The sequence below is a fragment of the Rhizobium sp. BR 250 genome (assembly GCF_047445855.1).
Taxonomy (GTDB): domain Bacteria; phylum Pseudomonadota; class Alphaproteobacteria; order Rhizobiales; family Rhizobiaceae; genus Agrobacterium; species Agrobacterium tumefaciens_I.
The window spans coordinates 95,902-107,552 of record NZ_JARWKW010000010.1 but is presented as its reverse complement, the minus strand read 5'-3'; the positions used below and the strand labels follow the sequence as shown (position 1 = coordinate 107,552).

At 61.7% G+C, this 11,651-nt stretch carries 2 protein-coding genes and 3 pseudogenes; all 5 read right to left on the bottom strand.

Going from position 1 to position 11,651, the window contains the following annotated elements:
* Positions 1–8: 8 nt before the first annotated feature.
* The 5 genes and pseudogenes from QD336_RS16880 to QD336_RS16860 all read right to left on the bottom strand — a co-directional run bounded on the left by QD336_RS16880 (position 9) and on the right by QD336_RS16860 (position 11,638).
* On the bottom strand, positions 9–533 hold the full coding sequence (locus tag QD336_RS16880) for a phosphopantetheine-binding protein (protein ID WP_499171511.1): 525 nt from the start codon (positions 531–533) through the stop codon (positions 9–11).
* Positions 534–593: 60 nt separating this feature from the next.
* Positions 594–1,103 (bottom strand): annotated as a pseudogene (locus tag QD336_RS16875) (SagB/ThcOx family dehydrogenase); the annotation flags it as partial.
* A gap of 198 nt (positions 1,104–1,301) precedes the next feature.
* A pseudogene (locus QD336_RS16870) lies at positions 1,302–2,483 on the bottom strand (amino acid adenylation domain-containing protein); the annotation flags it as partial.
* A 159-nt stretch (positions 2,484–2,642) separates the two neighbouring features.
* A pseudogene (locus QD336_RS16865) lies at positions 2,643–7,208 on the bottom strand (amino acid adenylation domain-containing protein); the annotation flags it as partial.
* On the bottom strand, positions 7,205–11,638 hold the full coding sequence (locus QD336_RS16860) for a type I polyketide synthase (RefSeq protein WP_499171418.1): 4,434 nt from the start codon (positions 11,636–11,638) through the stop codon (positions 7,205–7,207). The pseudogene QD336_RS16865 and the gene QD336_RS16860, both read right to left, overlap by 4 nt.
* Positions 11,639–11,651: the final 13 nt, after the last annotated feature.

Sequence of the window (11,651 nt, the reverse complement as noted above, 5' to 3'; positions counted from 1 at the left end):
CACGTTTATCAGTCCTTTTGGCTGGAGAGCAGCTGCTCCAGCATTCGATCCACGTCGCTCTCGGAAAGGTCGTTGACGGAGGCACCCGCAACGACTGGGGAAATACCGGTTTCCACTGCGTCCGATACGGAAGGTGAAAGTGAGCCGAGCAATTCGGATTGGGCCTTGACGGTGGTGGCGCCAAAGAGCTGCGCGAGCGTCAGGTGAACCGAAAATTCCTGCCTTATGCGCGACAGCAGCTGCATGATCGTCAGTGAATCGCCGCCCGCTTCGAAGAAATTGTCCTCCACGCCGGCGTTGTCATTGGCCAGGAGCTCGTGCCAGATCGCCAGTAATGCGGCCTCGCTGGCCGTTGCCGGGGCAACGGCGTTTCGCGCCCTTGTGCCCGGTGCGGGCAGGGCCTTTCGGTCAACCTTGCCGTTGGCGCTGAGAGGCAGTCGATCCATGATCACGAATTCGCGCGGGACCATGTAGGCGGGAAGTTTCGCGGCAAGAAATGCACGCAGCCGCTCCGAGAGGGTTTCACCGCGCATTTGCGCGGATGCCTGCCACTGCGTACTCCATGCGGGATCGATAGTCCCGCCGGCGAGAACGTAAAGCGGCTCTTCATCCGCTTCGGTTGCCAGTGCCGAGGCCATGGCGGAAAGATCGGCGCCACCGGCTGCACATAGGCCGATATCGAGACGGGGCGCGTGCAGCATCATGACCTGGGCCATATGGCCGGCTTCCAGAAGGCAGAAGTCGCGGGATTTCTCCCCGTAGCTGCGCGCCATTGCCGCCTTGCGGCCGGTGAAAACCACGAGGAAAGCGCATTGCCCGACAATATCGTCGCTCTTGCCCGCAATCGCGTCGATCTGTTCCTGCGAAACATCCTTCAGGAATTCCAGCCGATGCTCTGCGGGATGATGGCGATACCAGCCGGCAGACAGCCCCTCGATCCGGCCTTCACGGACCAGAATATAGGTCTGGACAGGGTAAATACCGCCGGCGGACGGGTAGAGCGCCTTTTTCAGCGGTGTTCCCGGCATCTCGAAGGCCCGTATGCTGGCCAGAAGATGCCCGATTTTCGGAAGCTCCGCCGGAGTCGGCAAAAACCGGCGATGGCTTTGCCGGGCAATCGCCTCGTGGATCAGGCTCTCCGGAGAAGGCAGATCGATGCTCCTTCCGGCGTCGTGCAATCCGCCTGCGCCCGAACGGGCGGTTTTCGCCTCCAGTTTGCCGATGAGGCTGCCTGTCGTATCCGCAACGATATAGGCCACGAGGGCAGGCGGCTGGCCCACCGTCGTCACTACGGCTTCGGCGACATTTTCATTTTGCTGCAGCGCGGTTTCGATTTCTCCAAGCTCGATCCGGAAGCCGTTGACCTTGACCTGGAAATCTTCGCGCCCGAGGAATTCCAGCAGTCCCTCCGGCCGCAGCCGTCCGAGATCGCCGGTATCGTAAAGCAGAAGCGCTCCGCTTTCCGCGTCCTCTTCATCGGCAAAGCTGTCGGGGATGAAGCGGTCGGCGGTCAGTTGCGGCCGACCCCAGTAACCCCGCGCGACACCGATGCCGCCGATAAACAGCCGACCCGTGACCCATGGCGGGCAGGGCCTTCCCTGATCGTCGAGGACATACCAGCGCTGGTTTGCCAGCGGCTTGCCATAAGGGATGCTGGTCCAGCCCGGCAGAGCTTCCCCGATGGGATGGAAAACCGACCAGATGGAGGCTTCGGTGGCGCCGCCAAGGCTGATGAGATCGGCATCGGGCAAATGCGCTTTTAAAGTTGGCGGCAAGCTGACGGGAATCCAGTCACCGCTCATCATGATGAGACGCAAGGGCGGTTTTTCCCGCAGCGCCGGCAGTTCGGCCAGCAGCAATTGGGCAAGGGCCGGAACCGAGTTCCAGACTGTTACCCGATGCTGCAGCAGCAGTTTCATCCACCGGGCGCTGTCCGACACCTCCTCGCGCACGGGCATGACGATGGCGCCACCAACGGCAAGCGGACCGAATATATCGTAGACCGAAAGGTCGAAGCTGAGGGAGGAGAGCGCGAAGACACGATCCTCGGCGCAAACGCCAAAGCGGCGATTGATATCGAGGATCGTGTTCAGCGCGCCACGATGGTCGATCATCACGCCCTTGGGTTTTCCGGTCGAACCGGAAGTGAAGATGATATAGGCAAGATCCGACGGCATGGCAGCCGAGGGCGAGGGTCTTGCTCCGCCATTTTCGGGAACCGCAATCATCGTCACCCGCTGCGGCCAGTCACCCCCTTCAGCAATGACAAGATCGGCCGCCGTGTCTTCCACCAGTTCGAAACGCCGTTCCGCCGGCAGGTCGGGATCGACCGGCACATAGGCCGCGCCGCTTGCCAGAATGCCGAGGCAGGCGATCACCTGATTTGCGCCCTTGGGCAGCGAAACGGCAACCCGGTCGTTCGGGCCGGCACCGGCCGCCTGAAGGTTTGCCGCGAGCGCCAGCGCGCGCTCGGCGACCTGTCCATATGTCAGTTCGACGCCCTGCGCGCAGACGGCGATTTTCTCCGGGCTTTCCGCCGCTCTCAGGAAAAACGCCTCATGCAGCAGCCGTGTGTCGTCAGGAAGCGCGATTTTCGCCCTAGTGTTGAGCGTTTCGAAGGCCCGGCAATCAACAATGGCCGGCTCGGCCTGCCATGCCGCATCGTCGCTGGCCAGCGCCCGCAGCAATGTTTCATAGGCGGCAAACATCATGTCCAGCATGGAGGGCGGAAAGAGTTCCTCGACGGCATCCCAATTATAGACCAGATCACCCGCATCTTCGGAAACCTGATGGTCGAGATAGACCTGCGGCGTCTGGCTGACGCTGTCCACCAGTCGCGTATCCAGACGCGGAGCGTTGTCGTCTTTCGTGGTCTGCCCCAGTACGCTGGTGAAAACCACCGGCATCAGCGCACCACCAGAGCGTCCGTTCTGCTTCGCCAGTTCGCGAAGCACCGAGACGCCGCTGAAAAACCTGTGTTCCAGGTCTTCCATCAGGCGCAGCTGGACTTGCTGCGCGCGCGTGGTGAAGTCGGCACGGGCCGAAAAATCAAGCCCCAGCAGCAGCGACGCGGTGAAGTCGCCGACGATCTTTTCCACGTCCTGATGAACCGGTTCGCGATTGAAGACGGTCAGATTGAGGGTGAATTCCTGACGCCTGCTCCAGCGTGCCAGAACCTCCGCAAAGATCGTCATGATTGCGGCTGTCGGGGTCAGGCCGGCGCTCTGGGCCAGCTCCTTGAAGCGCGACCAGTCTTTCGCGGCAAGCCGGCCCCGGCGGCGGGTGAAGCGCGGGTGTTCGATCTGCGACGGATTGCATGCCAGCGGCAGATCCGGTGAGGCCGGCAGGGTGGCTATCCGGGCGGACCAGTGTTCTTTTGCCCGCTCATAGGCGGCGCTGTTGTGCGCGGATCTCTCGAAGAGAACATAGTCGCGGAATGTCAGCCCGATTTCGGGAAGCGCGCGTTTCTGCATGAGGGCCGCCAGTTCGCTGCCCATCAGTTTCAGTGACCAGGCATCACCGATAAGGACATCGAAACTGACGAACAGCCTCGTCGTCTTTTCATCCAGCCGGGCGGCCTCGATGTGGAATAGCGGCCAGCGGTCCGCCTTGAAAATATTGTGCGACAGCCTGTTTCTGATGTCGATCAGGCGCGTGGCGCGATCGGTCGCATTGCGCAGATCCGCAACCGGCATCGCATAGTGGGGAACATCCGCCAGCACGCGCTGCCGCCCATCCGGATCGACGACCGCACGCAGCATGTCGTGGCGTGCGACCAGATCGTTTATGGCGTTTTCCAGCGCATCGGTATCGAGATTGTCGATATCGAATTCCCGGTAGCCGTGGGAGCCGACGCTGCCGAGTTCGAAGCCCTGGTTGCGGCCGATCCAGTAGGCATGCTGGATATCGGTCAGGGGAAACGGCTCATGACGGTTTTCAGGATCGTGGATCACCGCGTGGCCGTCGGCCTGGGCAACGTCCTCGGCCGCATTCTCAAGCCGGTTTGCCAGCTGGGCGATTGTCGGGGTCTCGAAAATTGCCTTCAGCGGCAACGAAACCCCGAAATCGGCCTTTATGCGGGCGATGATCCGGATGGCGAGGAGCGAGTGTCCTCCCATCTCGAAGAAGCTGCGCTCGACATCGGTCACGCCTGTCTGAAGGACGTCCTGCCATATGGCCGCAAGCTTTTGTTCGAGATCGTTTCGCGGCGCCGTGCCGCTGCCGCCGCCCGGCGCGCTTATCTCCAGTGAGCGCAAGGCATTCCGGTCGATCTTGCCGTTCGGCAGGTGCGGCATGGCCGACAATATGGTCCACAAGGCCGGAACGAGGTGGGACGGCAGGTGTTTTGCCAATGTCGTTCGAATGTCGTCGGCGCTCAGATGCCGGCCGGCATCGAGAGAAATGTAAGCGGCGAGCTGGCGGTCCGGGCTTGCCTCATCGCCGATGACCGCGACGACGGCCTCGTCGATGCCATCGATATCCTCGAGCCGGTGTTCGATCTCGCCGGTCTCGATGCGCAGGCCCCTGATCTTGACCTGATTGTCGAGACGCCCGTGGAATTCCAGCATGCCATCGGCACGGCGCCTGACCCGGTCGCCGGTGCGATAAAGATAGGCCGATGGCCGACCGGAAAACGCATCGGGAACGAAACGCTCCGCCGTCTGGCCCGGGCGCCGGAGATATCCGCGGGTGACGCCGGCTCCTCCGAGATAAAGCTCGCCCGCCAGACCGTCAGGCCGCAAACGCCCGGCCCGGTCGAGGACGTAAGCCTGCGTGCCTGGCAGGGGTGTGCCGATCGGAACCGTTCTTTCCCCGCCATCGGCGCAAACGATCGTTCCCGTCGAATAGGTCGTATCCTCGGAGGGGCCATAGAGATTGTGTATGCGCGCCTGCGGCGCCTTTTGCGCCAGCTCTTCGAGAAGGACCGGCGGCAGCGGTTCCCCGGCAAGATTGATGGCGCGGACCGATTTCGGAAGCGTGTCGTGGCGCAGATATTCGCGCAGCAGACTCGGCACGGTGTTGATCAGGCTGATCTCGGCCACATCCTGCAAACGCGGCACATCGAAAAGCGTGTTGGCCAGAACCACCTGACCACCGCAGGAAAGGGTGCCAAAAATCTCGAATATGGAAAGATCGAAGCAGACCGAGGTCGATGCCAGCACACTTGCAAGCTCGTCACGGGTGAAATTGCCGGCGGTCCATTGCATGCGGGCAGCGGCGTTGCCATGCGTGATCGCGACACCCTTCGGTCGTCCCGTGGAGCCGGAGGTGTAGATGATATAGGCAAGATCGGCCAGGTCGCCGGTGTGGGTTGGGGTGAAGGCCGCATCGGGAAGTTTACCGACCTCAAGGAGCGCCAAATCTTCCGCCGCATCGAATGCCAGCCGGTCGCTGTCGGTGAGGACGACCCTTATGGCCGCATCCTGTGCGATAAAAGCAAGCCTTTCGGGCGGATAGTCCGGATCGAGCGGAACATAGGCAGCACCTGTCTTCAGGACGCCGAACAGGGCTGCGAGGAGATCCGGCGTGCGTCGCATGCAGACGCCGACGATGGAACCGCGGCCAAACCCGCCGGCGGCAAGCGCAGCGGCGATGGCATCACTTCGTTGATCGAGGGCCCGATAGGTAAGGTTGCCCTCTTCGCTTGCGACAGCGGATTTTTCCGGTGAGCGTGCTGCCTGCGCAGTCAGCATCGCGTGCAGGCAAAGACCCTCGATTGTCAGCTCTTGACCGGCGGAACGGCTGATCTGCCCCCGTTGCTCATCGTTGCTGAGAAGGGAAAATTCCGACAGCCTGCGGGCAGGATCTTCAACGAGCGTGCGCAGGACATGTTCGAAACGGCGCCAGATCGCGGCGATCGTCTCTTCGTTGAAAAGATCGGTCGCATATTCGATCTTGCCGCCGATATCCGGATCATTGTCTTCGAGATTGAAGCGGATCTCGTTTTTGGCCGCACCATCGGGCAGGCGCAGGGTTTCTATTTCAAGGCCGTCGAGTTCGGGCAACCTGGCCAGAGTGTGCTGAAGATCGAACTTGGCCTGAAACAGCGGCGTCATTTCGGAAAGGGAGCGTTTCGGATTGAGAACCTCGACGATCCGCTCATAAGGCACGTCCTGGTTCGCAAGGCCTGTACGGACGGTCTCGCTGACGCGTTGCAGCAGAACGGAAAAATCCGGATTTCCCGCAAGATCGGTGCGCAGAACCAGCGTGTTGACCAGCGGGCCGATCATCGCCTGGGTTTCCGGCCTGTCGCGGTTTGCGACTTCACTTCCCACCACGATGTCATCGCTGTCGCAATAGAGATGGAGCACGAGTTTGAAAGCGGAGAGCAGCAGAACGAACAGGCTTACATTATGGCCCCGCGCCAGCACCCTTAGTTTCCCTGAAAGTTCGGGATCGACCGACACGGCAAATTGCGCGCCGAGAAAACTCGCAATCGCCGGGCGCGGACGGTCGAATGGAAGGTCGAGCACCGGCAGTTCGCTTGCAAGCGCCGTCTTCCAGTAGGAGAGCTGGTTTTCGAGGACCGGGCCACGCAGCATTTTCCCCTGCCAGATCGCCCAGTCGGCATATTGAACGCGAATATCCGGCAGCGGATGGGACTGGCCGGTTTTCCCCTTGTAGAAGCCCGCCAGATCGCGGGCGAGCACCGTCATGGACCAGCGATCCCCGGCGATGTGATGCAGGCCGACCGCCAGCAGATGATCTTCGGCGGACAGGCGAACCAGCATTGCACGCAATTGCGGGCGGCTCAGGTCATAGGGTTCCGAAAGCCGTTGCAGGATGTGCTGACGGGCATTGGCTTCCGGGTCAGTATCCTGCCCAAGGTCGAGGAATTCGATGGCTGCGTCGCCATCGGTCAGAATATCCTGTTGCGGAAAACCGTCCGCGCCGGGAATGAAGCGTGTTCGCAGCGGCTCATGCCGTTTGACGACATTTGCCAGCGCCTCTTCCAGCGCCATCCTGTCGAGCTTTCCGCGAAACCGCAGGACGCTGCGCATATTGTAGGCCGTGCTGTCCGGTTCAAGCTGCTGCATGAACCACAGGCGCTGCTGTGCGAAGGACAGCGGACGGTCGCCATCACCGTCTTCGCGTCCGGGAATGACGGAGTCGAGAGCCGATTGATAACCCCGCTCGGCAAGACGCTGTTCTATGAGGCGGCGGCGCTCGGGCGAAAGGTTCGCGAGTTTGGCGTAGAATTCGTTCATCGTGCTTCTGCTCCTCCAAGTGCGCTCCGGACCTCACTGTCGGAAAGGCCTTCGATTTCCATCAGCAGCGCCGCCATCTCGTCCAGGTCGCCCTCATCGGGCATATGGGCAGCGATCATGCTCGCCACGCGGGCGACGGTGGGGTTTTCGAAGAGGAGTTCACGCATTTCGATTTTGACCGGGAATGTTTCCCTCAGTTTGGCGACGACCCGGATGGCGAGAAGCGAGTGCCCGCCCAGCTCATAAAACCCGTCATCGGCACCGATCCCGCTCACACCGATCAGTTCCTCGAAAATGCCGGCGACCGTGGTTTCGATCCCCGTTCGCGGGGCGACGAAAGGCGTGGACATTGCCGGTCTGGAACGGCCCGCAACCGGAGCTTTCGGGAGCGGCGTGCTTTTGCCGGAGGCCGGCGTCACGGTGATGTCGCTGCGGGACATCATCGTTGTGCCGGTAATGCCGTTCTCGATGATCTTTTTCGTCAGGCTCCAGGCATCCTCCGAGCTCACCGCATAGGCATTGGTGTCGAGCGAAGAGCGTTTGCCGGCGGCCAGGACATCGATGAGCGGATAGCCGATGGCGAACCAGGGCATGCGTGTGGCGCGTGATTGGGCCGCAACAAGCAGCTCCACCGCCTGGTATCCCGACGTATAGGCGGCGAGCCCGACGCCACCGATGACGGTGGCGAGCGATGACTGGATGCAGCAGAAGCCCGCGCGGCGTTGTTCCATGGCCTGAATGAGCGCCCGTAACGGCGTGATGCGAACCGCTTCATTATAGGTGAGATGGGTTTCATCCATCATGGAAAGGGGCGCTGCCGCGTGCCGGTTTGCCTGAGGCATGCTCAGGAAAATCCCGTCGATCCGGCCATGTGTCGATACCACCTCATCCAGTGCGGCGCCGACCGCAACGGCATCATTGCAGTTGATCCGGCGGGTATCTAGGCCTACCCCCGAAAAAGTGGCGGCTTCTGCCTCTTGGGTGGATTGCAGCACGGTCAGGCGCGTGCCGGAAATTTTCGCCAGATGATCCAGCCAGACGGTGCCGACGCCTTCGGCGATATTTCCGATCACGACATAAACGCCGTTTTTTCGCAGCCGGGTCGACGCCTGCGGTTCAGGCAGGTCAAGCGGCGCAAATCCATGCGACCACCGATGTGGGCCTCTTAGGGCGACCACCGGGCCGTTGCCGCCGAATTCCGCAAAAAGGCGATCGGCAACCGCCGCGTCCGCCATGTCCTGCGCGACGGCGATGTCGATATGTCTGCACGTCAGGTCTTCATATTCCTGACCCGCAACCTTCAGGATTCCCGGCAACCGCGACTGGAGCTCGTTGAGGCTCTCCAGGCCGGTGACATCCGTTGCCCCATGGGTGACCAGTGTGAGCGTGGTTGTATGCCCACGGGCGGCGAGCGCCCGCACGAGATTGAGCAAAGTCGTAATCTCGTCCCGTTGGCCGGGCTTCAGGGGCCATAGATAGAGGATATCCTGCGGCAGCGCCCCGCGTTCGCCGAGCGTGTCCAGCAGTTCGGCGAAATCCGCCGCCGACTGTCCAGCAAGGCTGAAGCAACGGAAGTCGCATTCCTCAAACCTCTCGCCTTCTATGGCGCGATAGACCTGCGCGCCGGCCCCTTCGAGCCGTGCGGCGAGCGATTTGCCGACGCGTCCTTCATCGAGGATCAGCACCCGGCGATTTCTGCAATCAGCCCCGCTTGCCGGCGGCAGGCGCTCCCATGTCGGACGATAGATCCTTGCACTGTCGCCGGAGGTCGAAATCGGCGTCTGTTTTTCCGCGGCCTGGCTGGAAATCCAGTAACGTTGCCGCTGGAACGGATAGGTAGCCAGCGGCACGCGGTGGCCTTCCTGCGCGGCGGCCTGCCAGTCGAGGTGCCCGCCACTCCGCCAGTAATGGCCCTGCGCGGCAAGATATTGGCTTGTCTCGTTCTCCGGGTTGGAGCGGCCGAGGCAGGTTATGAGGCGGTCTTCCGCAATGGCGTGTTGGCTGACCAGACCCGACAATGTCGAGCCCGGACCGGCCTCGATGAAAACGGCATTTTCCATGCCGAGAAGCGTCCGGGTACCCTCGTCGAAACGCACCGTCCGTTCCAGATGTCCGGCCCAGTAATTTGGATCCGTCGCTTCGGCGGCGCTCAGCCAGGTTCCCGTCACGTTGGAAATCATCGCAATGGAAGGCGGGGAAAGCTTTACGGCCTGCAATTCCCGGGCAAAATGCGCCGCGGCCTCCGCCATCATCGGCGAATGGAAGGCGTGTCCGGTTTTCAGCCGGCGGGTCACGTGGCGGGTCTGTCTGAGTTCTGCTTCGAGCCTTGCAATGGCGTCCAAGCTGCCCGAAACAACACTCAGGCCCGGTGCGTTGCTGGCGGCAAGCGCGATGTCGGCGCCCAGCCAACGGTCGATCGGCGTGTCGGGATGGACGACCGCGAGCATTGCGCCGGGGGCTGCCTGTTGCATCAACCGGCCGCGCGCTACCACAAGTGACAGCGCGGTATCGAGATCGAAGACGCCCGCCAGGCAGGCCGCCACATATTCGCCAACGCTGTGGCCATGCAGCGCCTGCGGCGTCACACCCTGCGCTATCCATGCCTTTGCGAGGGCATACTCCAGGGCAAACAGCGCCGGCTGGGCGAATTCCGTATGATTGATATCGTCATGTCCGGCAAAGAGATCGGCGCGGAAATCGCGTTGCATGATCCCGGCAAGACGATCCGCGCAGGCATCGAAAGGCGCGCGGAAAAGCTCCACCCGGTCATAAAGGTCTCTGCCCATACCGGCATATTGGCTTCCCTGTCCCGGAAACAGGAATACCGGTGAGGGTGCGCTGCCGGCAACGGATGGCTTTTCCCCAGCAAGGCGACGTAGTTCCGTGACGGCCGACGCCATATCATCGGCAACCAGAGACTGGCGGTGGCTGAAGGCCTTGCGGCCGTTACGCAGCGTGAAGGCAACATCCTCAAGCGAAAGGTCGGGTTGCGTTTCGAACGCTTTCGCCTGTGCCGAAAGCAATTCCGAGAGGGCCGTTGCATTGCGCGCGGAAAAGACCAGAAGCTGCGGCGATGCCGGTTGTGTCTTCCGCCTCGTGCGCGCTTCCGCCGGCGCCTCTTCCAGCACCACATGCGCATTCGTTCCGCCGATACCCAGCGAGCTGATGCCCGCTCTTCTGGGGTTTTCAAGAGCAGTCCAATCCCGCAATGCCGTATTCACCTCAAAGGGGCTCGCCGGGAAATCGATCTTCGCATTTGCCTGTTTGAAATGAAGGCTTGCGGGAATTTTGCCGTGCTTCAGGCAAAGCACGGTCTTGATGAAACCGGCAATTCCTGCAGCCGTATCGAGGTGGCCGATGTTGGTTTTCACGGAGCCGATTGCGCAATATCCGCTGCGCGGCGTCGTCTTGCGAAAGGCCTGCGTCAGCGCCGCAATCTCGATGGGGTCGCCCAGCGATGTTCCCGTGCCATGCGCCTCGATATAACCGATGGAATCGGCCGATATTCCCGCAGCCGCATGGGCCTCGCTGATGACCATGGCCTGGCTGTCCACCTGTGGCGCGGTAAAGCTCGCCTTCAGCGCGCCGTCATTGTTGATGGCCGAGCCGATGATGACGGCCTCTATCGTGTCGCCGTCGGCAAGCGCGTCTTCGAGACGCTTGAGCACGACGACCCCGACGCCGCTGCCGGGAACGGTTCCAGCGGCCTCCGCATCGAAAGCCCGGCAATGGCCGTCCGGGGACAATATCCCGCCTTCGCGCGCCACATATCCGTGTGAACGGGAAACCGTTACGCCGCCCGCGAGCGCAATATCGCATTCGCCTGCAATGAGGCTCTGTGCCGCGACATGCACGGAAACCAGCGACGAGGAGCAGGCGGTCTGCACCGTCATGGCCGGTCCGCGCAGATTGAGTTTGTAAGCCGTGCGCGTCGCCAGAAAATCCTTGTCGTTGGCGACGAACAGTTCAAATGGGCTGATCGACTGACGCACCGCTGCATTGGCATGCAGGTTCAGAAGATAGGTATTGAAGCCGCTCGAGGCATAGACGCCGATGGAGCCGTCGAAGGTGTCGCCCTGATATCCCGCGCGCTCCAGCGCCGCCCAGGCGCATTCGAGAAACAGGCGCTGCTGCGGGTCGAGGATTTCCGCCTCGCTGGGGCTGTAACCGAAAAATTCGGCGTCGAACTGGTCAGCCCCCTCCAGCGGCGCGGAAGCCCGCACGAAATCGGGGTCGGTCAACTGTTCGGGCGGGACACCCAGCGCGACGAGTTCTTCGTCGGTCCATTGCTTGACCGACTCCCGGCCATTGACCAGATTGTCCCAGAAGCTTTCGATATCCGAAGCTCCCGGAAACCGGCCTGCCATACCTATGACGGCGACCCGAAAGGCGTTCCGATCCTGGTTTGAAGCGCTGGTATAGTCGGACATATGCAGTTCTCGC